Here is a 21,300-nt window from a genome sequence, read left to right as displayed (position 1 = left end):
CTGAGCTGCGCAGGCGGGACAGATTGAATATCAACGGAGGAAAACCATGCTGACCAAACGTTCACTCTTGCTTGCCGCAGCCGCTGTCATTCCGCTGCTCGGCCTGACCGACATGGCCTCGGCCAAGGAGGCCAAGAAGCTCGGCCTCGCGGTAGCCAACCTGCAGGCCGACTTCTTCAACCAGATCAAGCAGTCCGTCGAAGCCTACGGCAAGGAAAAGGGCATCGAAGTGGTCACCGTCGACGCCAAGGGCGATTCGGCGACGCAGGTCAGCCAGGTGCAGGACCTGATCACCCAGAACATCGACGCGCTGATCTACATCCCGGCCGGCGCCACCGCCGCCACCGTGCCGACCAAGACGGCCAAGGCCGCCGGCATCCCGGTGGTCAATGTCGACCGCAACGCCGATGGCGCGCCGGGCGACACCTTCATCGCCACCAACAGTGTCGCCTCGGCGCAAGCGGTGTGCGACTACATCGCCAAGCAGGCCGGCGGCAAGGGCGAGCTGATCATCATCCACGGCCAGAAGGGCACGACACCGGAAGTCGACCGCTCGAAGGGCTGCGGCGAAGCGCTCAAGTCCTATCCTGATATCAAGGTGGTCGGCGAATTGTGGAGCGAAGGCTGGCACCAGGACGAAGGCTTCAAGCTGACGCAGGACCTGCTGCAGTCGCATCCGGATGTCTCGATCGTCATCGGCCAGGCCGACGCGCTGGCGCTGGGTGCCGCGCAGGCGGTCAAGGTCGCCAATCCCGGCCACAAGGTCTGGGTTGCCGGCTTCGACGGCGACGTGGCGGCGCTGAAGGCGCTGAAGGACGGCGTGTTCGACGTCACCGCGACGCAGCAGACGCAAGGCATGGGCCGGCTCGCCGTCGATGCGGCGATCAAGCTGGTGGCCGGCGAGACAATTCCCGCCGAGCAGTTGCAGGACGCGACGCTGACCACCAAGGACAATGTCGAGCAATTCATCGCCAAGCACCCTTGAGACTTGATAGTTGACGAGCGCAACGATGTCGCCTGATCCTCGCCAAAACGGGAGCCCGCACAACGGGCTCTTCGTCAACGGCCTCTGCAAGAGCTACGGACCGGTCCAGGTCCTGGCCGATGCGAGCTTCGAGGTGCGGCCGGGCGAGGTCGTGGCGCTACTCGGTGAGAACGGCGCTGGCAAGTCGACCGTCTCGAATATCATCGCCGGTTCGACCAAGCCCGATGCCGGCAGCATCACCTGGCGGGGGAAGCCTTATTCCCCCGCCAACCCCGCCGCTGCCATCGAGGCCGGCGTCGGCATGATCCATCAGGAATTGAAGCTGCTGCCGGACCTGTCAGTGGCGGAGAATGTCTATGTCGGGCGCCTGCCGATGCGCGGCGGCCGCATCGACCGTGCGACCATGAACGCAAAGGCCTCGGCGCAATTGAAGCGGCTCGGCCTCGACGTCTCGCCGGAGCGCAAGGTGCGCACGCTGCGCATCGCCGCCCAGCAGCAGGTCGAGATCGCCAAGGCGCTGACGCTGAATGCCGAGTTGTTGATCTTCGACGAACCGACGGCGGCGCTCGGCGGCGAAGAAACCGAGCTGCTGTTCCAGCAGATCCGCAAGCTCAAAGCCGAAGGCATGTCCTTCATCTATATCAGCCACCGGCTGGACGAGATCGCACAGATCGCCGACCGCGTGGTGGTGATGCGCGACGGACGCATCGTCGCCCGCCACGAGCGCGCCGACATTCCGGTGCGCACCGTGGTCGAGCAGATGGTCGGCCGCAGCGTCGAGCGCATGTTCCCGAAGCTGTCGCCACCGGGCACGGACACGCTACTCGAGGTCGAGAACCTGTCCTCGCCGGAAAAGAGCTTCAACAATGTCTCCTTCTCGGTGAAATCGGGGGAAATCCTCGGCATTGCCGGGCTGATCGGTGCTGGGCGCACGGAACTGGTGCGGGCGATCGCCGGCGCCGATCCGATCTCGTCTGGCTCGGTTCGTGTCGCCGGCAAGCCGATCCATCTCAGCGGCCCGGCGGCGGCGATAAAGGCCGGCGTCGTGCTGGTGCCGGAAGACCGCAAGGCGCAAGGCGTGGTGCTCGACCAGACCATCGGCGAGAACCTGGCGTTCGGCAATTTCGACCATGTCGCACCAAAGGGCTGGGTATTCCCGAAGGCAGTGCAGAAATTCGCGGAGGCCGGCATTTCCAGGCTCGGCGTCAAAGGCCGGCCGAACCAGGCGGTCTCAAAACTTTCCGGTGGCAACCAGCAGAAGGTGATTATCGCCAAATGGGTGTCGCGGCCGCCCAAGGTGTTCATCCTCGACGAGCCGACGCGCGGTATCGATGTCGGCGCGCGTGCCGCGATCTACGATGTGATCGCCGACCTCGCCCGCTCCGGCATGGCGGTGGTGGTGGTGAGTTCCGACCTCGAGGAAGTGCTCGGCTTGGCGCATCGCGTGCTGGTGCTGAGCCGCGGCCGCCAGCGCGGTATCCTCGAGCGGAGCGAAGCCAGCAATGTCGCGGTGATGGAACTCGCGACGAGCTAGAAAAGCAAGGAATCGGAACAAAGCGCAGCAGGTGATACCCTCCCAGGCACCGGACCGCGCGGGGCGCCAGCAGGACTGGCGCCCCTTCATTTCGGGAGCCGGCGGTTGGAGGAGAGGAACCGACGATGACATTATTCGATCTTCATGGAGACGTGGCGCTGGTAACGGGAGCCGGCAGCGGCATTGGGCAAGCGATCGCCATTGGGCTCGCCGAAGCCGGCGCCGACATTGCCTGCTTCGGCCACAGCTCGAAAGGCGGGCTGGAAGAGACAGCACAGAAGATATCGGAGCTTGGCCGCAGGGCGCTGGTGTTGACCGGAACGGTGACCTCGGAAGACGATCTTGCGGCAGCGGTCGAGCGTACCGAAAACGAACTCGGGGCACTGACCATCGCGGTCAACAATGCCGGCATCGCCGGGGCCGAACCGGCCGAGACGCTGCCGCTGGAGACATGGCAGAAAATCTACGACGTCAATGTCAGCGGCGTGTTCCTGTCCTGTCAGGCGGAGGCGCGCGCGATGCTCAAGCGGCGCAAGGGCTCGATCATCAACATCGCCTCGATGTCGGGCTCGATCGTCAATCGAGGCCTGACGCAGGCGCACTACAATTCGTCGAAGGCTGCCGTCATCCACATGTCGAAGAGCCTCGCCATGGAATGGGCGGATCGCGGCCTGCGCGTCAACGTCGTCAGCCCCGGCTATACGCTGACGCCGATGAACAAGCGGCCCGAGGTCGCCGACCAGGTCAAGATCTTCGAGCGCGACACGCCGATGGGCCGCATGGCGACGCCGGAGGAGATGGTCGGCCCGACCGTATTCCTGGCCAGTCGCGCTTCGAGTTTCGTCACCGGCATCGACCTGATCGTCGATGGCGGCTTCGTCTGCTGGTAGGAGAGAAGAAGGTGCAGAAGCGTTTCCAGGGAAAAACAGCGGTGATCACGGGCGCCAGCGGCGGCATCGGTGCAGCGATGGCCAAGCGCTTCGCGGCGGAAGGTGCGGCGGTTGTCGTCAGTGCCATCGACCCGCGTGTCGACGAGGTCGCCGCCGGCCTGAAGGCGTCGGGCGCCAACGTGGCGTCGATGCGCATGGATGTGACCAGGAAGGACGAGGTCGCCGCTCTCTACGATCTCGCCGAACGCGAATTCGGCCGCGTCGACATTTCCGTCCAGAATGCCGGTGTCATCACCATCGCCAGGATCGAGGCGATGACCGAGGCCGAATGGGACAAGGTGATGGCGGTCAACACCAAGGGCGTGTTCCTGTGCTGCCAGGAGGCGATCGCGCGCATGCGCAAACACGGCGACGGCGGCCGGCTGATCAACACCGCCTCCGGCCAGGCGCGGCAGGGTTTTATCTACACGCCGCATTACGCGGCGTCGAAGTTCGGCGTCGTCGGCATCACCCAGAGCCTGGCCAAGGAAGTGGCCAAGGAGAAGATCACCGTCAACGCCATCTGCCCCGGCATCATCGACACCGACATGTGGGCCTATAACGACGACGCCTGGGGAAAACTGATGGGCGACTACAAGCCCGGAGAACTGATGGCCGAATGGGTCAAGAACATTCCCATGGGCCGCGCCGGCAGCAGCGAGGACGTATCCGGCCTGGTGAGTTTTCTGGCCAGCGACGATGCGGCCTACATCACCGGCCAGACCATCAATGTCGATGGCGGGCTGATCATGTCATAGGACGGCGAAGCGCCGTCTGATACTGATTTTGAATCACGCCGAACGGCATTGTGCGTTGCGCAACATGAACGTTGGTATATATAATTTCTTCCTATGAAACGGCCTTAGTGAGCCACACGGGCTTGCCGACCGATAGTTGGGGTGATGGGACATCGATGGCTCGCATGCCTGAGAGCGCCGCAACAGCGGCGATCGATCCGCAGGTGACTGCCCCGGCAGCTGTTCACCTGATGTCATGACCCGGCACCGCACAGCATCTTCATCAAATTTGGCACCACTCTTTCGCGCCGGCATCGGCGGCGGCAACTTTATGGTGCCGGCGAGCTTGCGCAACGACCAGCTTTTCCAACACAATCAGAAAAAGACGAGAAGAAGGGAACGACCGGTAATCTTCACCAGAGCTTGACAGGAGAACAAGCATGTCACTTCGGAGCATGATTTCGACAGCATCAATGGGAGTTTTGGCGCTTGCCGCGGCAAGTGCCCTCACATCAACGGCACAAGCGGCCGCGCCTGAATCCAACGACCCGATCAAGATCGCGCTGTTCGACTGGACCAGCGTCAACCTCAACGCCAAGATCCTTGGCGGCATCCTCGAAAAGCTCGGCTACACGGTCGAATACCCGACCGCCGACTACCTCTCCAGCCTGACCACCGGCCTGACCAATGGCGATCTCGATGTCGGCCTGGAGTTCTGGGACACGACGGCCGGCGAGGCCATGAAGGCCTCCGACGCCACCGGCCAGACCGAACGCCTCGGCGCGCTCGGCCCCAAGGCCAAGGAAGAGTGGTGGTTCCCCGAATACATGAAGGAGAAATGCCCGGGCCTGCCGAACTGGGAGGCGCTGAAGGATGCGAAATGCGCCGAGGCCTTCTCGACAGCCGAGACGACGCCGAAGGGGCGCTATCTCGGCGGCCCGGTGACCTGGGAGGGTTTTGACGACGAACGCGTCGAGGCGCTGAAGCTGCCGTTCACCGTCATCCATGCCGGCACCGATGCAGCGATGTTCGCCGAGCTGGACTCGGCCTACCAGCGCAAGGCGCCGATCATGCTGTGGATCTATTCGCCGCATTGGGCGCCGGCCAAATACAAGGGCGAATGGGTTGAATTCCCCGAATACACGCCCGAGTGCTACACCGACCCGAAATGGGGCTCGAACCCGGACGCCAAGTATGATTGCGGCAAGCCGCATGGCGAGATCTGGAAGTACTCCTGGGCCGGCATGAAGGACAAATGGCCGGTCGCCTACAAGGTGGCCAAGGCCTACACGATCGACACCGACGAGCTCAACAAGATGAGCGGCGACATCGATCTGAACGGCAAGACGCCGGAGGAGGTCGCCGCCGCCTGGATCGCCGCCCACGAAGCCGACTGGAAAGCCTGGGCGCAGTGATCGTTCCGACTGGAAAAGTGGGACCCGGCTGTTGATCGGCCGGGTCTCGATCTTTGATACTCCAGAAGGACGACCGAATGACGGAAGCGACTGACCAGGCTTTGAAGACAGCGGGCAAGGATGCCCGTCCGATAAAACTTGCCTGCCGCAATGTCTGGAAGCTGTTCGGATCGAACGCGGCCGATTTCATTCGCCAGCGCGATGGCAAGGCGAGCCCTGCCGACATCGCAGCGGCCGGCCTGGTCGGCGCTGTGCGCGCCGTCGATCTCGAAATCCGCCAGGGTGAGATCTTCATCATCATGGGCCTGTCCGGCTCAGGCAAGTCGACGCTGGTGCGCTGCATGTCGCGGCTGGTCGAGCCGACGCATGGCAAGGTCGAATTCGAAGGCAAGGACCTGCTCAAGATTTCGGACGCGGCTTTGATCGAATTGCGCCGCCACCGCATGGGCATGGTGTTCCAGAATTTCGCGCTGCTGCCGCATCTCAACGTACTCGACAACATCGCCTTCCCCTTGAGCATCCAGGGACAGGACCGGACGACGCGCGAGAAACGGGCGCAGGAGGTCATCGAGCTTGTCGGCTTGCGCGGCCGCGAGCATTTCTATCCGCGCGAACTCTCCGGCGGCCAGCAGCAGCGCGTCGGCATCGCCCGCAGCCTCGCTACCAAACCGGAGATATGGTTCCTCGACGAGCCGTTCTCGGCGCTCGACCCGCTGATCCGCCGCGAGATGCAGGACGAGCTGATGCGGCTGCAGACGATGCTGCACAAGACCATCGTCTTCATCACCCATGATTTCGACGAGGCGATCAGGCTGGCCGACCGCATCGCCATCATGAAGGACGGCGAGGTCATCCAGATCGGCACGCCGGAGGAGCTGGTGGTCAAACCGGCGACCGACTATGTCGCTGAATTCACCCGCGACGTCGACCGCGCCAAGGTAATCTCGGCGCGAAGCCTGATGCGCGCCTGCGACGGCTCGGAGCACGGCGGCACGGTGGCGCCGGACGCCAAGATCTCAAGCTTCTCGGCCAGTATCGTTTCCTCCGGCAAGCCGTTCGCTGTGGTCAACGGCAGCGGCAAGCCGATCGGCGAAGTGACGCCACAAGCGGTGATCGACCTGCTGGCCGGCATTGAACGCCGGGGAGCCGACACGTGACGGTGACGGCCAGCGCCAGCGCAATGAGGCCGCCGGTTCAACGCTGGCTGGCGATCTGGGCCTTGGCGCTGGCCGCCGTGCTTGCCGTGTTCCTGCTGCAGGACAGCCTTCCCTGGGCCGTCAACTATCCGGCCGAGGCGGTCGTCCCCGTCGCCGACTGGGTCAGCGCGCTGATGCGCTGGATAAAGTCGAACCTGTCCTGGCTGACCCGCTCGATCACCGCCGTGCTCGGCGTGCCGCTCGATTTCGCACTCAATCTTCTGGCCAAGAATTTCAAGATCGGCCACGGCCCGGATGCTTTCGTGCTGCCGCGCCTGTCCTGGATCGGCGTCTGCGCGGTCGCCTTCCTGGCCGGACGCGCCGCCGGGGGCTGGAAGCTTGGCGTGCTGGTCGGCGGCTGCTTTGCCTACATCGCGCTGTTCGGCCAGTGGACCAGCGCCATGCTGACGCTCGGGCTGATCTCGATCGCGGTGCCGTTCTGCATCGTCACCGGCCTGTTCGTCGGCATCTGGGCCTGGCGCAAGCCATGGGCCGAGCGGCTGATCGTCTCCCCAGCGCTTGACCTTATGCAGACGATCCCGACCTTCGCCTACCTGATCCCGATGCTGCTTCTGTTCGGCAACAGCCCGGTGTCGGCGATGATCGCCACCGCCATCTTCGCCACGCCGCCGATGGTGCGGGCAACGATGCTGGGGCTGGCTAGGGTGCCGTCGGAGATCGACGATTTCAGCGAGATGGCCGGCTGCACGGCACGGCAGAAACTGTGGCGGGTGCTGCTGCCCTCGGCGAGGCCGACGCTGATGGTCGGCGTCAACCAGGTCATCATGCTGGCGCTCAACATGGTCATCATCGCCTCGATGATCGGCGCCGGCGGCCTCGGCTACGACGTGCTCCTGGCGCTGAGAGCACTGAAGGTCGGCGAAGCAATGGAAGCGGGCCTTGCCATCGTGGCGCTGGCGATCGCGCTCGACCGGCTGAGCCAGGCCATCGCCCACAACCACGCGCAGGGCCAGATCTATCAGGCGGCAAGTCCGATCTTCTGGCGCCGTTATCCCAATCTGACGCTGGCCGTCGCCATCCTTGCCGCCACCACCTTGCTCAGCCTGTTCGTTCCGGCCTTCGCCGCCGTGCCGAAGGCGATCACTTTCACCACCGCGCCTTTGTGGAAGGCGGCGGTGAGCTGGGTGACGATCAACTTCTTCGACACTATCGAGGCGTTTCGTGTGGCGCTGATCCTCAACGTGCTGAACCCGGTGCGCGCCTTCTGCGAGGGCTTTCCGTGGCTCGGCGCCGTGTTCCTGCTCGGCCTTGCCGGCTACCAGCTCTCCGGCCTCCGCCTGGCCTTCCTGGTCGCCGCGCTGACCGCCTTCTGCGCTATCACCGGGCTGTGGGAAAAGACCATGGCGACAGTCTATCTCTGCGGCATATCCGCCTTCATCTCGTGCCTGATCGGCGTTCCGATCGGGTTGATGGCGTCACGCAGCGACCGTTTCGAAAAGATCGTGACACCGATCATCGACACGCTGCAGGTGCTGCCGTCCTTCTGCTTCATCATTCCGGTGGTGATGCTGTTTCGGGTCGGCGACGTCACCGCCATGATCGCCACCGTCGCCTTCGCCGTGGTGCCGGCGATCCGCTACACCAATCACGGCATCCGCCAAGTGCAGCCGGCGCTGATCGAGGCGGCCAAGGTCTCCGGCTGCACGCCGCGCCAGACCTTCTTTCGCGTGCAATTGCCGCTGGCGCTGCCCGAGATCATGCTCGGCGTCAACCAGACGATCCTGATGGCACTGGCGATGATCATCATCTGCGCCATGGTCGGCACCCGCGATCTCGGCCAGGAGGTTTTCATCGCGCTGTCCAAGGCCGATTCCGGCCGCGGCATCGTCGCCGGTCTCGCCATCGCCTTCATCGGCATCGTCGCCGACCGGCTGTTCAGCGCCTGGACGGCGAAGGCCAGGGCAAGGCTGGGGTAGGCCTCAGGCGCGACGGTTATTCCGCCGCGACGCCTTTCACTTCCAGATACGATTCCATGGAATCGTCCAGTGCCTGCAGCCAGGGCGTATGGTGCAGCGGCGCCATCGTCCCGGTCATCAGCGAGCGGTAGGCGTGGTCGCGGAAGCTCATAATGTCTTCCACCTTGTGGTGCTCCCACTCCATGAAAGTCTGGTTGACCGCTTCGACGTCGAAGCCCGGATAGTCGGTCTGGTCCATCAGTTCCTTGGTGTAGTCGCCCTGGTACCAGATCATCTGCTCGGCGTCTTCCAGTGTTTCCTCGCGAGCGCGCCATTTCGCGCCATGCGCCGCCATCGCCTCGGCCGACGGCAGTTTGATACGGCCCATGATCACGTCGCGCGCGAACCAGGCCTGCGCGTCGAACATGTTGAAGGTGTAGAACTGGTCCTGCATGCCGATATAGGACAGCTTCGGGTTCCTCTCCCAGACGACGCCCTCATAGATGCCGTCAGGCCACATGCGGTTGGCGGTCTTGAGCTTCAGATCGTCGGTGAGGAAGGGGAAAGAATGCAGATAGCCGGTGCACAGGATGATGGCGTCGACATCCTTGGTGGTGCCGTCCTTGAAGTGCGCTGTCTTGCCGACGACCTTCTGCAGCAGCGGCACCTCCTTCCAGTTCTCCGGCCATTTGAAGCCCATCGGCTTCGAGCGGTAGCTGGAGGTGATCGATTTGGCGCCGTATTTGTAGCATTGCGAACCGATGTCCTCGGCCGAATAGGAACGGCCGATGATCAATATGTCCTTGCCTTTGAACTCCATGGCGTCGCGGAAATCATGGCTGTGCAGGATGCGGCCGTTGAAGGTCGAGAAGCCTTCGAAATAGGGAACGTTCGGTACCGAGAAATGTCCGGAGGCGACGACGACGTTGTCGAACTCTTCCGAATAGGTGACGTCGTTGGTGCGGTCATGTGCGGTGACGGTGAACTTCTTGGTCTCGTCGGAAAAAGTCACCATGCGCACCGGGCTGTTGAAGCGCACCCATTGGCGCAGGCCTGACTTCTCGACACGGCCCTTGATGTAGTCCCACAGAACGGCGCGCGGCGGGTAGGAGCCGATTGGGCGGCCGAAATGCTCCTCGAACGTGTAGTCGGCGAATTCGAGGCATTCCTTCGGCCCGTTCGACCAGAGGTAACGGTACATCGAGCCGTGCACGGGATCGCCATGCTCGTCGAGGCCGGTGCGCCAAGTGTAGTTCCACAGGCCGCCCCAGTCGGACTGCTTTTCGAAACAGACGACTTCCGGAATCTCGGCGCCCTTGTCGGCGGCCGACTTGAAGGCACGAAGCTGGGCCAGGCCGGAGGGTCCGGCTCCGATGACGGCAACACGAGTTTTCATGGCGAGCCTCCCGGTCTCATTTCCCTAACGAAACAAATTTCACTCACAGGACAGTAATTGGCCCTTCGGTGCTGTCAACAGGCCTTGTGTGGAAAGCGCGTTCCGCACGCAAGTTCCGGTGAAAAAGCCATCGGTGAGCGGCAGGCGGGCGACGCACAAATTCGGCCGTGGATGGCTTGCCGTGGTGGTTGCTCTTCTGTATCGGCAGCGAATATGTTCACCTTGGGTGAAATAAATCCGCGAAGCACGAGGGGCAGCATGGCGAAGAAGAGTTCGGACCCCAAGCCTGGCGTCGCCGCGGCCAAGGCCAAGCCGCTGCCGAAGGCCGGCGACAGGCCGGCGATCCGCACGCCGCTGACCCAGAACCCGCACGCCATTCGCGACACGCGCGAAAAGGTGCTGGAAGTGGCAATCGGCCGCGAAGTGCGGGCGTTTCGCAAGAAGCTCGGCATCACCGTCGCCGATCTGGCGGTCGCCACCGACATTTCGCTCGGCATGCTGTCGAAAATCGAGAACGGCATCACCTCGCCCTCGCTGACGACGCTGCAGGCGCTGTCCAGGGCACTCGGCGTTCCCGTCACCGCCTTCTTCCGCCGTTTCGAGGAAGAGCGCAGCGCCGTCTTCGTCAAGGCCGGCGAAGGCCTCGATGTCGAGCGCCGCGGCACGCGCGCCGGCCACCAGTACAATCTGCTCGGCCATATCGGCTCCAACACCAGCGGTGTCGTCGTCGAACCCTATCTCATCACGCTGACCGAGGATTCGGATGTGTTCCCGACCTTCCAGCACGAGGGCATGGAGTTCCTCTACATGCTCGAAGGCGAGGTCGTTTACCGGCACGGCAGCAACCTCTATCCGATGAAGCCCGGCGACAGCCTGTTCTTCGACGCCGACGCGCCGCACGGGCCGGAACAACTGACGCGACTGCCGATGCGCTATCTCTCGATCATCTGCTATCCGCAGAGCAGCGCGGGTTGAGTTGGCCAGTCTCCCCTTGTGGGGGAGATCGGCAGCTTCGCCGGCGGCAGCTTTAGTCTGGCCCAAACCCTGGCGATGTCGGGCTGCCATCGTCCAGTTTCGACAGCCATTCGACCAGCGTCGGGCGGTAGCGGGTCAGGCCCTTGTAGGTGGCGAGTTCCTCGGGCAGGTCGCGGATCACGCGGTGCAGGCGCCGTGCCCATTTCGGCTGCGTCACCAGTTCGTCCATCTTGATCAGATAGCAGCGGATCGGGAAGACGATGCCGTTCGAGCGCGGCAGCCGCCAGAAGCTTTGCAGCTCGACGCGCAGATGCACCTTGTCGCCGACATTCTCGGGCGTCACCGTGGACCGGTCTGGACCCCATTTGTGATAGTTCTCGGGGCTGGTGTCGAGGCGCGGATTGATGGTCATCGTCCAGTTCAGGCGCCGTGCCGGCTTGCCCTGCTGGATGTTGGTGAGGAATTTCAGCGCCCGGATGAAAATGCCCTTCTCATGCGCCAGCGGCACCGGCGCGTGCCACTCGAAGAAGTTCATGCCGATGTCGAAATCGAGCGACCAGTCGGCCTGGGTGGTGACCATGCCGGCGTCCATCCACAGATTGCCGTCGCGCTGGTCGAGGATGCAGAAATCGCCCTGGCTCTGCCGGGTGATGTATTCCATCGGCCCGTAAGGCAGCGTCGAGGTGTCGCCGAAGGTGAAGGTGTCGTCGATGCCGAGCGGCCGGTTGATCCAGCGCCAGCGGTCGCCGTCGCGGGTCAGCGTGAAATGCTCGGGATAGCCTAGCGCCTGCTGTTCCATCAGCAGCTCGAGCAGATCCCAGCCGGCCAGCGTCATGTGCGGCAGCGACTGGCAGCGCAGCGGGTCCTCGGCCAGCACCAGTGCGCGATCCTGCATCTCGGCGACATAGTGCTCGTCGACGTCGATCAGGTTTTCCAGCACGCTGCCTTTTGGACCGACGACATGCGGCTCGATGTTGACCGCATACATGTAGCTGTCTTCGTGGAACGGGAACGGAAACCGCCTGATGTGCTCCGGGCTGTTCCTGAAGGTGAAGTCGTCGCGGAAGGTTTCCTTGCGAAAGGTGATGCCCATGATTTCCTCCTAGAGCGGGATGCGTTCGGGTTGAACGCGACATCCCGCTCTATCTGTTTGTTTTAGCCGCATTTCTGCGACGCCAAGTGTATCCACTTGGCTGCAAAATGCTCTACCGCTCCAGCACCAGCGATTTGCCCTCGAAGCGCGATACGCACGGCATGATCTTGCAGCCGGAGCGGTGGTCTTCCTCGCTCAGCCAGTGGTCGTTGTGGATGAACTTGCCGTCATGGGAGACGACATTGGTCTCGCACTGGCCGCAGACGCCGCCGCGGCAGAGATAGGGCGGATCGACGCCCGCCGCCTCGATGGCTTCGAGCAGGCTCTGCTGACTGCCGACACGGATCGTCTTGCCGGTGACGGCCAGCGTCACGTCGAACGGCGCGCCGGGTTGCGGGGCCGCGAAATGCTCGAAATGGACGGTCTCCGCCGGCCAGCCAAGGGCGGCCGCGCGGTCGCGCACCCAATTGATCATGCCGGCCGGGCCGCAGACATAGAGATGCGTGCCGAGTGGTTGCGAGGACAGGAGCCGGTCGAGTTCGATGCGTTCGTCAAGGTCGTCGTGGTAGAGCCGGACCCTGCGGTCGTAGCGCTGCTGAAGCACATCGGCGTAAGTGCCGAGCGAGGCGGTGCGGCAGGTGTAGTGCAGTTCGAAATTGCCGCCCGACCCCGCAAGCTGCGAGGTCTGCGCCATGAACGGCGTGATGCCGATGCCGCCGGCCAGCATCAGATGTTTCCTGGCGCGCAGATCGAGCGAGAACAGATTGACCGGATAGCTGATCACCATCTCTAGCCCCGGCTTGACGCTCCGGTGCATGAACAGCGAGCCGCCGCGGCCGACATCGTCGCGGCGCACCGAGATCGTGTATTCGCGGGTGTCGAGCGGCGAGCCCATCAGCGAATAGGGGTTGAGCCTGGTGCGGTCGCCGTCGCGCATCTCGACCACGACATGGGCGCCACCGGAGAAGGTCGGCAACAGTTCGCCGTCGCGCCGGCGGAAATGGAAGCGTGTGACCAGTTCGTTGACGGGGACGACATTGCTGACGACGACATCGAGTTTTGTTGTTCCTGTGCTCATCGAAAAATCTCCTCCATCGGAGGAATCTCGCTGCGGTCCTCGGCGTTGATGCAAACGCCCTGGAAGGCGGCGAGGCGCCTGGAATAATGGTCACGCACCAGAAGCAGCAGGCCGCAATGCGCACAGGTCGCCGGCTGCGTCGTCACGTTCTCGGTGATGCCTTTGCAGTGCACGCACTGCATGCGTCGCGCCAGCGAGCCGCGATGCTCGGTCTGCATCGAGGTGTGGTCGATGCCGGCTTCCAGCGCCACCTGCATGGCCTGGCCGATCAGGCCTTCGGTGCCGGAGAGATAGAGGCGCAGGCCCATATGTGCATTGGTCAGCGTCTGCTTCAGTCGCGGCAGCAGGCTGGCGAAGGACGCCGCCAGATGGAATTGCGCGGGCTTCAGCGCTTCGAGGGCGCCGACATGCTTGCCGTCGGGGCCGGGAATGAAGACGATTTCCGCTCCGCCGAAAAAACCAGCGGGAACGTTCTTGGCCATCTCGATTATCGCGACCGCGCCTTCCGCATCCGCCACGAAAAGATGGTGCTTGCCGGGCTGGGGAGACAGGGTTCCGTAAACCGGCCGGCTGATGATGCTTTTGGCTGCCATTCTGTCTTTGTGCCTCGAACCCCTCGCTGTTGATTGTGCCTCAGCCTTTGGCGGTGCGCTTGGTCTTCTTGGGATCGTCGAACGGCAGCGGCTGTGCCGTGGCCTTGATCGAGCCGCTCTTGTTGCGGATCTCGAGCTTGGTGTCCTTGATGGCGCAATCCACGTCGAGCCGGGCAATGCCCATCGATTTCTTGACCAGCGGAGAATACATGGCGCAGGTCACCACGCCAACCTTCTTGCCGTCGCGGTAGACCGGCGCGCCCTCGTCGGCCGGCTCCTTGCCGTCCAGCAAAACGCCGTAGATCTTGAAGCGCTCCTTGCCCTTCAGGCGATAGTGCTCCTCGGCACCGCGGAAGCCGGTCTTGCCGGGGCTGACGGTGAAGTCGAGGCCGAGTTCCCACAGCGTGTCGCCGGGGCCTTCATTGTCGAACGGGTATTTCTGCGAATTGTCGTAGGGATAGAACAGCAGGTAGCTTTCGACGCGCAGCATGTCGAGCGTGGTGAAGCGGCACGGGATGATGCCGGCGCTCTTGCCCTCGTCGAGGATCCTGTCCCAGATCGTGCCGGCATCCTGGCCGCGGCAGAAGATCTCGTAGCCGCGCTCGCCGGTGTAGCCGGTGCGCGAGATCATGACGGGCAAGCCGAACAGCTGCGTCTGCATGTGGTGGAAGTAGTTGAGGTCGCGGATGCCCGGCACATGCTTGGCCAAATAGTCGACAGCAGTCGGTCCCTGTAGCGACAAATCATGCAGATTGTCGTCGAAGCGCAGCGAGACGTCACGCCCAACGGAAGCACGCTGCAGTTCCTCATGGCCGGTGCCCGAACCGTGCACGACCATCCAGCTATTCGGGCTGATGCGGTAAATGATGCAGTCGTCGGTGAATTTTCCGGCCTCGTTCAGCATGCAGGCATAGGCCGACTTGCCGGGATAGATCTTTTCGACATCGCGCGTCGTCACCAGATCGATCAGATGCGCGGCGTGCGGCCCGGTGATGTGGACCTTCTTCAGGCCGGAGACATCCATCAGCCCGGCCTTGGTGCGGATGGCGACATATTCCTCGTCGGCATCCTTGTCGTAGGTCCAGGCGGTGCCCATGCCGCTCCAGTCCTCGAGCTTCGAGCCGAGCGCGCGATGGCGATCCGCCAAGGTCGAAAATCTCCAGGATGCCGTCATGGGCCTGCTTCTCCTCTGCAATTGCCGACGTTTCGCCGCTTCAAGCACTCGCGAGCCAGCGCGGCGTTCCGAACCATATTGACTCAAAACTCCAAAAGCGCGCAATACTAAGATGCAAAAAGTTTTACTGAGAGGCAAGGAGTCCAACTGAACCGAGGGGACATAAAATGGAAGGGAATCTGAACGCACTGACGACCATTTTCACGGAATTCTATTACTGGGTGACCATCGTCATGATGTTCCTCATCCATGTCGGCTTCTGCACCTATGAGGTGGGCGTTTCGCGGCGGCGCAATCACCTGAAAACACTGATGAAGAACGCGATGGCAATCCCGCTGGTTACGGTCACGTTCTATTTTTTCGGCTGGTGGATCTACTTCGGGTTCCCCAACGGGCCGGGCATGGTTCCGGGCGGGCTTGCCACGGCACCTTTCGCTGAACCGTGGAACCCTCTGATGGGCACCCATCTTTCCGGCGTCAATCCGGGCGAGACGGGGGTCACGCCTACCGACGCCGCGCTCTGGCACCGCCTCAACGGCGTGTTCTGGGGCGCCTTCCTGCTATTCTCCATCACGACGGCGTCGATCATCTCGGGTTCCATCATAGAGCGCGCGCGTTCCGGTGCGTTCTGGATCGTCGCGGTGCTGATCGGCTCGGTCCTGTGGATCCTCGACGCGTCCTGGGGCTGGCATCCGCAAGGCTGGATGGTGAAACTCTGGGGTTATCACGACGCCTACGCGTCCGGCGTCGTGCACGCGATCGCGGGCGGAGCGGCGCTCGCCTTCCTCATCGTGCTCGGCCCGCGCATCGGCAAGTTCAGGCCCGACGGCACGGCGCGGGACATCCCGCCCCACAATGTCTGGCTGGTCACGATCGGCCTGTTCCTGATCTACACCGGCTTCTGGGGCTTCTATGCCGCTTGCAACATTCCGCTGATCAGCCCGGCCACAATTGCCGGCCAGATCACCGGAGATACCTGGACGGCGACCAACATCTACCTTGCGCCGACCACGCTCTCGGCGATCACCTTCAACTTCCTGATGTCGTTGTCGGGCGGAATGATGGCCGGCTATATCGTCTCCAAAGGCGACCCGTTCTGGACGTTCTCAATGGGGCTTTGCGGCGTGATCGCAACCTCTGCAGGCAACGACCTCTATCACCCGATCCAGGCAATGCTGATCGGCGCGATCGTCCCGAGCATCTGCTACAAGCTGCACTACTTCGTCGAACGCCGCTTCAAGATCGACGATGCGGTGGGCGCCGTTGCCGTGCACGGTTATGGCGGGTTTCTCGGCGTCGTCGTGGCGGGCTTCATGCTGTGGGGACAACCGTCATCGCCCTATGAAGGCTTCGCGCACATCAACCCGCTCGGCAATTTCGCCGGTGCGGTGTTGATGTTCGCGCTTGGTTTTGCTCCCACCTTCGTGGTCTGCAAGATCCTCAACAGCATGAACCTGCTGCGTGTACCGGCGAAGGTCGAGCTCGAGGGTGTCGACTTTGCTCTCAACCATGCATTCGTGGCGTCGGTTCGCGAAGTCGCAGCGGCGGAAAAGGCCTTGATCAAGTAGTCGGAAGACAGGAGAACTCGCAATGTCCACCAATGGAATGGAAAGCTGGGCTGTCGATCTCAAAGACGTCGGCGCAATGTACCCGTTTCAGGGCTCGGAAGTCCTGATGGTTATCATCGGCCTCGTCTTCTGGATCGGCTGGCATATTCTCCAGACGCGCCATGAGAACGCTGAGATCGAGGCTGACATGGCCGCGGATCGCAGCGGCGACGAGACGAGAGAGGCAATCGACCGCTACTAGTCCCCATATCAGTCGCCTGGCGCCATTTGCGCCGGGCGACTTGTTTGCTATGAAAAAAACTTTCATGTGAGTTGAATTCGTCTGGTGAAGCTGGTAGCACCGGAATCACATCCACATCAGGAGCCTGACATGTGCGGAATCGTCGGACTTTTCCTTAAGGACAAAGCGCTGGAGCCGAAGCTCGGCGCGATGCTGTCGGAGATGCTGATCTCGCTCAGCGACCGCGGTCCCGACAGCGCCGGCATCGCCATCTATGGCGCGCCGACCGGCAACGAGGCCAAGATCACCATCCAGTCGGCCAAGCCCGAGCGCGACTTCGGCGGCCTCGACGCCGAAGTCGCCAAGGCCATCGGCGCGCCGGTGAGCATCGCGGTGAAATCGACGCACGCCGTGATCAGGACCACGCCCGCCAAGATCGACGAGGCGCGCGAGGCCATCCAGGCGCTGCGTCCCGACATCCGCATCATGGGCGCCGGCGACGTGGTCGAAATCTACAAGGAAGTCGGCCTGCCGGAAGCTGTCGTCGATCGTTTCGACGTGCGCTCGATGACCGGCACGCACGGCATCGGCCATACCCGCATGGCGACGGAATCGGCGGTGACGACGATGGGCGCGCATCCGTTCTCGACCGGCGCCGACCAGTGCCTGGTGCACAATGGCTCGCTCTCCAACCACAACAATGTCCGCCGCGAACTGATCCGCGACGGCATGAAGTTCGAGACCGAGAACGACACCGAGGTGGCAGCCGCCTATCTCTCGTCGAAAATCGCGCATGGCAAGAATCTCGGCGAGGCGCTGGAAGGCACGCTCTCCGACCTTGACGGCTTCTTCACCTTCGTCGTCGGCACCAAGAACGGTTTTGGCGTGGTGCGCGACCCGATCGCCTGCAAGCCCGCAGTCATGGCCGAGACCGACCAGTATGTCGCCTTCGGCTCCGAATATCGTGCGCTCACCAAACTGCCCGGCATAGACAATGCGAGGGTCTGGGAACCGGAGCCCGCAACTGTCTATTTCTGGGAGCATTGAGCTGATGCCGGCAACCAACGTGTCAAAGGCAACGCACGACCAAGGCCATGCCAGGGTCTTCGACCTTGCCGATCTGTCGTTGCGCGAGCTCAATCAGGCGCTCCACCAGCTGACCCCCGGCTCGAACGAGACGGCCTGGGAGGTGCTCAACCCGAAGGGCAGTCATTCGGTCGCCGTCGGCGTCGACCAGCCGGTCGCCATCGATGTGCGCGGCAGCGTCGGCTATTATTGCGGCGGCATGAATGCCGGCGGCGCCATCACCGTGCACGGCTCGGCCGGACCCGGTGTCGGCGAGAACATGATGTCGGGCTCGATCACCATCAAAGGCGACGCCAGCCAGTATGCCGGCGCCACCGGCCGCGGTGGCCTGCTGGTCATCGAAGGCAATGCCTCGTCGCGCTGCGGCATCTCGATGAAGGGCATCGACATCGTCGTGCACGGCAATATCGGCCACATGTCGGCCTTCATGGCGCAGTCCGGCAATCTGGTGGTGCTGGGCGATGCCGGCGATGCGCTCGGCGATTCCATCTACGAGGCGCGGCTGTTCGTGCGCGGCAAGGTCGAGAGCCTCGGCGCCGACTGCATCGCCAAGGAGATGCGGCCCGAGCATATCGAGCTGCTGCAAGGCCTGCTCGACCGTGCCGGCGTCACTGACGTCAAGCCGTCGGAGTTCAAGCGCTACGGCTCGGCGCGCACGCTCTACAATTTCAATATCGACAACGCCGACGCGTATTGAGGCAAGATGACCTATCGCAACCCGCCGACGACGCCGCGCAAATCCGCGACCTTCGACGACTACACGCTTTCTGAAATCCGCCGCGCCGCGGCGACCGGCATCTATGATATCCGCGGCGCCGGCGCCAAGCGCAAGCTGCCGCATTTCGACGACCTTCTGTTCCTCGGCGCTTCGATCTCGCGCTATCCGCTGGAAGGCTATCGTGAACGCTGCGACACCAGCGTCGTGCTCGGCTCGCGCCATGCCAAGAAGCCGATCGAGCTGAAAATCCCGATCACCATCGCCGGCATGAGTTTCGGCTCGCTCTCCGGCCCGGCCAAGGAGGCCTTGGGCCGTGGCGCGACGCTATCCGGCACCTCGACCACCACCGGCGACGGCGGCATGACCGAGGAAGAGCGCGGCCATTCGAAGCAACTGGTCTATCAATATCTGCCGTCGCGTTATGGCATGAACCCGCGCGATTTGCGCCGGGCGGATGCCATCGAAGTGGTCGTCGGCCAGGGTGCGAAACCCGGCGGCGGCGGCATGCTGCTCGGCCAGAAAATCTCCGACCGCGTCGCCGAGATGCGCACGTTGCCGAAGGGCATCGACCAGCGCTCGGCCTCGCGCCATCCCGACTGGACCGGACCGGACGATCTCGAGATCAAGATTCTGGAACTGCGCGAGATCACGGACTGGGAAAAGCCGATCTACGTCAAGGTTGGCGGCGCCCGCCCCTATTATGACACAGCGCTTGCGGTCAAGGCCGGCGCCGATGTCGTCGTCGTCGACGGCATGCAGGGCGGGACGGCCGCGACCCAGGAAGTGTTCATCGAGAATGTCGGCCAGCCGACGCTTGCCTGCATCAGGCCGGCGGTCCAGGCGCTGCAGGATCTCGGCATGCACCGCAAGGTGCAGTTGATCGTGTCAGGCGGCATCCGCAACGGCGCCGACGTCGCCAAGGCGCTGGCGCTCGGCGTCGACGCGGTGTCGATCGGCACAGCAGCCCTTGTCGCGCTCGGCGACAACGATCCGCGCTGGGAGGCTGACTATAACGAGCTCGGCACCACGGCCGGCGCCTATGACGACTGGCACGAAGGCCGCGACCCGGCCGGCATCACCACGCAGGACCCCGAACTGATGAAGCGGGTCGACCCGATCGCCGCCGGGCGGCGTCTGGCGAACTATCTGAAGGTGATGACGCTGGAGGCGCAGACGATTGCGCGCGCGTGCGGCAAGAACAGCCTGCATAATCTCGAGCCCGAGGATCTCGTCGCGCTCACCATCGAAGCCGCCGCCATGGCCGGCGTGCCGCTTGCCGGCACCAACTGGATACCGGGGAAGAACGGCTTCTAGACACCATCCAAAAATACCATAAGCGAGGAACTATAATGGGGAACGATCTCGCCGCATTCGCCAAGAAGCACGGCGTCAAATATTTCATGATTTCCTACACCGACCTGTTCGGTGGGCAGCGTGCCAAGCTGGTGCCGGCGCAAGCCATCGCCGACATGCAGAAGGACGGTGCGGGCTTTGCCGGTTTCGCCACCTGGCTCGACCTGACGCCGGCGCACCCCGACATGCTGGCGGTGCCGGATCCGGATTCGGTCATCCAGCTGCCGTGGAAGCCGGAGGTCGCCTGGGTCGCGGCCAACTGCGTCATGGACGACAAGGAGGTTGACCAGACGCCGCGCAACACGCTGAGGCGGCTGATCGCCGAGGCGGCCGGCGACGGGATGCACGTCAAGACCGGCGTCGAGGCCGAGTTCTTCCTGATCACCCCCGACGGCAAGGCGATTTCCGACGAGTACGATACCGCGTCGAAGCCTTGCTACGACCAGCAGGCGGTGATGCGCCGCTACGACGTCATCGCCGAGATCTGCGACCATATGCTGGCGCTCGGCTGGGGTCCCTACCAGAACGACCACGAGGACGCTAACGGCCAGTTCGAGATGAACTGGGCCTTCGACGACGCTTTAGCCACCGCCGACAAGCACTCCTTCTTCAAGTTCATGGTCAAGTCCGTGGCCGAAAAGCACGGGCTGCGCGCCACCTTCATGCCCAAGCCCTTCCAGGGCCTGACCGGTAATGGCTGCCATGCGCATATCTCGGTGTGGGACAAGGCCGGCAAGACCAATGTCTTCGCCGACAATGCGATGGAGCTCGGCCTTTCGGCCAAGGGCAAGAACTTCCTCGGCGGCATCATGAAGCATGCCTCGGCGCTTGCCGCGATCACCAACCCGACGGTCAATTCCTACAAGCGCATCAACGCGCCGCGCACCATTTCGGGCGCGACCTGGGCGCCGAACACGGTTACCTGGACCGGCAACAACCGCACCCATATGGTGCGCGTGCCCGGCCCTGGCCGCTTCGAGTTGCGCCTGCCGGACGGCGCAGCCAACCCCTATCTGCTGCAGGCGGTCATCATCGCCGCCGGCCTCGATGGCATCCGCTCCAAGGCCGATCCCGGCAAGCGGTACGACATCGACATGTACCAGTTCGGCCACACGGTGAAGGGCGCGCCGAAGCTGCCGCTCAATCTGCTCGACGCGCTGCGCGAGTTCGACAAGGACAAATCGCTCAAGGCGGCGCTGGGTGAGGAATTCTCGTCGGCCTATCTAAAGCTGAAGCACCAGGAATGGAATTCCTATGCTTCCCACTTCACCCAGTGGGAGCGCGACCACACGCTGGATATCTGACCACCAGCGCGACGCGAGCGATCCCGGAAT

General features: G+C 63.2%; 20 protein-coding genes. 14 read left to right on the top strand and 6 right to left on the bottom strand.

The genetic code is table 11. The features are described from left to right. Window positions 1-46: 46 nt before the first annotated feature. The 4 genes from D3227_RS11070 (at window position 47) to D3227_RS11055 (ending at window position 4,206) form a co-directional block, all read left to right on the top strand. The gene (locus D3227_RS11070) at window positions 47-985 is read left to right on the top strand and encodes a sugar ABC transporter substrate-binding protein (RefSeq protein WP_120014153.1); all 939 of its coding nucleotides are present in this window, start codon (window positions 47-49) and stop codon (window positions 983-985) included. 25 nt (window positions 986-1,010) lie between these two features. Beyond that, window positions 1,011-2,519 carry a sugar ABC transporter ATP-binding protein gene (locus tag D3227_RS11065; protein ID WP_120014152.1) on the top strand — a complete coding sequence of 503 codons (1,509 nt, stop codon included), beginning with the start codon at window positions 1,011-1,013 and terminating at the stop codon, window positions 2,517-2,519. Between the two features lie 125 nt (window positions 2,520-2,644). After that, window positions 2,645-3,409: an SDR family oxidoreductase gene (locus D3227_RS11060; RefSeq protein ID WP_120014151.1), complete on the top strand. Its 765-nt coding sequence runs from the start codon at window positions 2,645-2,647 to the stop codon at window positions 3,407-3,409. A gap of 11 nt (window positions 3,410-3,420) precedes the next feature. Beyond that, window positions 3,421-4,206: a glucose 1-dehydrogenase gene (locus D3227_RS11055; protein ID WP_120014150.1), complete on the top strand. Its 786-nt coding sequence runs from the start codon at window positions 3,421-3,423 to the stop codon at window positions 4,204-4,206. A gap of 262 nt (window positions 4,207-4,468) precedes the next feature. On the opposite strand, the gene D3227_RS41545 is transcribed toward D3227_RS11055, so the two are convergent. Then, the gene (locus D3227_RS41545; protein ID WP_167480666.1) at window positions 4,469-4,627 is read right to left on the bottom strand and encodes a hypothetical protein; all 159 of its coding nucleotides are present in this window, start codon (window positions 4,625-4,627) and stop codon (window positions 4,469-4,471) included. Here D3227_RS41545 and D3227_RS11050 point away from each other — a divergent pair. The 3 genes from D3227_RS11050 to D3227_RS11040 all read left to right on the top strand — a co-directional run bounded on the left by D3227_RS11050 (window position 4,626) and on the right by D3227_RS11040 (window position 8,733). Further along, window positions 4,626-5,600 (top strand): ABC transporter substrate-binding protein, encoded by a 975-nt coding sequence (locus D3227_RS11050; RefSeq protein ID WP_120014149.1) that lies wholly within the window; start codon window positions 4,626-4,628, stop codon window positions 5,598-5,600. The two genes, D3227_RS41545 and D3227_RS11050, sit on opposite strands and share 2 nt — an antisense overlap. Window positions 5,601-5,677: 77 nt before the next feature. Next, the gene (locus tag D3227_RS11045; RefSeq protein WP_120014148.1) at window positions 5,678-6,757 is read left to right on the top strand and encodes a quaternary amine ABC transporter ATP-binding protein; all 1,080 of its coding nucleotides are present in this window, start codon (window positions 5,678-5,680) and stop codon (window positions 6,755-6,757) included. Next, window positions 6,754-8,733 carry an ABC transporter permease gene (locus D3227_RS11040; RefSeq protein WP_120014147.1) on the top strand — a complete coding sequence of 660 codons (1,980 nt, stop codon included), beginning with the start codon at window positions 6,754-6,756 and terminating at the stop codon, window positions 8,731-8,733. The genes D3227_RS11045 and D3227_RS11040 overlap by 4 nt, the downstream gene beginning before the upstream one ends. A gap of 16 nt (window positions 8,734-8,749) precedes the next feature. Here the strand turns inward: D3227_RS11040 and D3227_RS11035 are convergent, their stop codons facing one another. Continuing rightward, window positions 8,750-10,108 carry an NAD(P)-binding domain-containing protein gene (locus D3227_RS11035; protein ID WP_120014146.1) on the bottom strand — a complete coding sequence of 453 codons (1,359 nt, stop codon included), beginning with the start codon at window positions 10,106-10,108 and terminating at the stop codon, window positions 8,750-8,752. Between the two features lie 258 nt (window positions 10,109-10,366). On the opposite strand from D3227_RS11035, the gene D3227_RS11030 reads away from it, so the two are divergent. Further along, complete coding sequence (locus D3227_RS11030) at window positions 10,367-11,083, top strand: helix-turn-helix domain-containing protein (RefSeq protein WP_120014145.1); 717 nt, start codon at window positions 10,367-10,369, stop codon at window positions 11,081-11,083. 52 nt (window positions 11,084-11,135) lie between these two features. Here D3227_RS11030 and D3227_RS11025 read toward each other — a convergent pair whose 3' ends face one another. From D3227_RS11025 to D3227_RS11010, 4 genes are all read right to left on the bottom strand, one after another. After that, window positions 11,136-12,176, bottom strand: a complete 1,041-nt coding sequence (locus tag D3227_RS11025; RefSeq protein ID WP_120014144.1) for a heme-dependent oxidative N-demethylase family protein — start codon at window positions 12,174-12,176, stop codon at window positions 11,136-11,138. A 112-nt stretch (window positions 12,177-12,288) separates the two neighbouring features. After that, complete coding sequence (locus D3227_RS11020; RefSeq protein ID WP_120014143.1) at window positions 12,289-13,254, bottom strand: PDR/VanB family oxidoreductase; 966 nt, start codon at window positions 13,252-13,254, stop codon at window positions 12,289-12,291. Further along, window positions 13,251-13,847: a dimethylamine monooxygenase subunit DmmA family protein gene (locus D3227_RS11015; RefSeq protein ID WP_120014142.1), complete on the bottom strand. Its 597-nt coding sequence runs from the start codon at window positions 13,845-13,847 to the stop codon at window positions 13,251-13,253. Before D3227_RS11015 ends, D3227_RS11020 begins: the two co-directional genes overlap by 4 nt. A gap of 40 nt (window positions 13,848-13,887) precedes the next feature. Further along, entirely contained in the window at window positions 13,888-15,021 is a 1,134-nt protein-coding gene (locus tag D3227_RS11010) for an aminomethyl transferase family protein (RefSeq protein ID WP_120014141.1), read from the bottom strand. Between the two features lie 167 nt (window positions 15,022-15,188). On the opposite strand from D3227_RS11010, the gene D3227_RS11005 reads away from it, so the two are divergent. The 6 genes from D3227_RS11005 (at window position 15,189) to glnT (ending at window position 21,270) form a co-directional block, all read left to right on the top strand. Further along, window positions 15,189-16,589, top strand: a complete 1,401-nt coding sequence (locus D3227_RS11005; protein WP_120014140.1) for an ammonium transporter — start codon at window positions 15,189-15,191, stop codon at window positions 16,587-16,589. Window positions 16,590-16,611: 22 nt separating this feature from the next. Next, window positions 16,612-16,830: a hypothetical protein gene (locus D3227_RS11000; protein WP_120014139.1), complete on the top strand. Its 219-nt coding sequence runs from the start codon at window positions 16,612-16,614 to the stop codon at window positions 16,828-16,830. A 129-nt stretch (window positions 16,831-16,959) separates the two neighbouring features. Beyond that, window positions 16,960-17,856 carry a class II glutamine amidotransferase gene (locus D3227_RS10995; protein ID WP_120014138.1) on the top strand — a complete coding sequence of 299 codons (897 nt, stop codon included), beginning with the start codon at window positions 16,960-16,962 and terminating at the stop codon, window positions 17,854-17,856. A gap of 4 nt (window positions 17,857-17,860) precedes the next feature. Further along, complete coding sequence (locus tag D3227_RS10990; protein ID WP_120014137.1) at window positions 17,861-18,592, top strand: GltB/FmdC/FwdC-like GXGXG domain-containing protein; 732 nt, start codon at window positions 17,861-17,863, stop codon at window positions 18,590-18,592. Window positions 18,593-18,598: 6 nt separating this feature from the next. Continuing rightward, complete coding sequence (locus D3227_RS10985) at window positions 18,599-19,927, top strand: FMN-binding glutamate synthase family protein (RefSeq protein WP_065518184.1); 1,329 nt, start codon at window positions 18,599-18,601, stop codon at window positions 19,925-19,927. Window positions 19,928-19,962: 35 nt separating this feature from the next. After that, window positions 19,963-21,270, top strand: a complete 1,308-nt coding sequence (gene glnT / locus D3227_RS10980) for a type III glutamate--ammonia ligase (protein WP_120014136.1) — start codon at window positions 19,963-19,965, stop codon at window positions 21,268-21,270. Window positions 21,271-21,300 lie beyond the last annotated feature (30 nt).

The organism is Mesorhizobium waimense (genome assembly GCF_003601975.1).
Taxonomy (GTDB): domain Bacteria; phylum Pseudomonadota; class Alphaproteobacteria; order Rhizobiales; family Rhizobiaceae; genus Mesorhizobium; species Mesorhizobium waimense.
This window is presented reverse-complemented; position numbering and strand designations above follow the sequence as displayed.

Coding starts and splice junctions, on each gene's coding strand:
- D3227_RS11070 (WP_120014153.1), top strand. CDS start 47: ATGCTGACCAAACGTTCACTCTTGCTTGCCGCAGCCGCTGTCATTCCG.
- D3227_RS11065 (WP_120014152.1), top strand. CDS start 1,011: ATGTCGCCTGATCCTCGCCAAAACGGGAGCCCGCACAACGGGCTCTTC.
- D3227_RS11060 (WP_120014151.1), top strand. CDS start 2,645: ATGACATTATTCGATCTTCATGGAGACGTGGCGCTGGTAACGGGAGCC.
- D3227_RS11050 (WP_120014149.1), top strand. CDS start 4,626: ATGTCACTTCGGAGCATGATTTCGACAGCATCAATGGGAGTTTTGGCG.
- D3227_RS41545 (WP_167480666.1), bottom strand. CDS start 4,627: ATGCTTGTTCTCCTGTCAAGCTCTGGTGAAGATTACCGGTCGTTCCCT.
- D3227_RS11045 (WP_120014148.1), top strand. CDS start 5,678: ATGACGGAAGCGACTGACCAGGCTTTGAAGACAGCGGGCAAGGATGCC.
- D3227_RS11035 (WP_120014146.1), bottom strand. CDS start 10,108: ATGAAAACTCGTGTTGCCGTCATCGGAGCCGGACCCTCCGGCCTGGCC.
- D3227_RS11030 (WP_120014145.1), top strand. CDS start 10,367: ATGGCGAAGAAGAGTTCGGACCCCAAGCCTGGCGTCGCCGCGGCCAAG.
- D3227_RS11025 (WP_120014144.1), bottom strand. CDS start 12,176: ATGGGCATCACCTTTCGCAAGGAAACCTTCCGCGACGACTTCACCTTC.
- D3227_RS11020 (WP_120014143.1), bottom strand. CDS start 13,254: ATGAGCACAGGAACAACAAAACTCGATGTCGTCGTCAGCAATGTCGTC.
- D3227_RS11015 (WP_120014142.1), bottom strand. CDS start 13,847: ATGGCAGCCAAAAGCATCATCAGCCGGCCGGTTTACGGAACCCTGTCT.
- D3227_RS11010 (WP_120014141.1), bottom strand. CDS start 15,021: ATGACGGCATCCTGGAGATTTTCGACCTTGGCGGATCGCCATCGCGCG.
- D3227_RS11005 (WP_120014140.1), top strand. CDS start 15,189: ATGGAAGGGAATCTGAACGCACTGACGACCATTTTCACGGAATTCTAT.
- D3227_RS11000 (WP_120014139.1), top strand. CDS start 16,612: ATGTCCACCAATGGAATGGAAAGCTGGGCTGTCGATCTCAAAGACGTC.
- D3227_RS10995 (WP_120014138.1), top strand. CDS start 16,960: ATGTGCGGAATCGTCGGACTTTTCCTTAAGGACAAAGCGCTGGAGCCG.
- D3227_RS10990 (WP_120014137.1), top strand. CDS start 17,861: ATGCCGGCAACCAACGTGTCAAAGGCAACGCACGACCAAGGCCATGCC.
- D3227_RS10985 (WP_065518184.1), top strand. CDS start 18,599: ATGACCTATCGCAACCCGCCGACGACGCCGCGCAAATCCGCGACCTTC.
- glnT (WP_120014136.1), top strand. CDS start 19,963: ATGGGGAACGATCTCGCCGCATTCGCCAAGAAGCACGGCGTCAAATAT.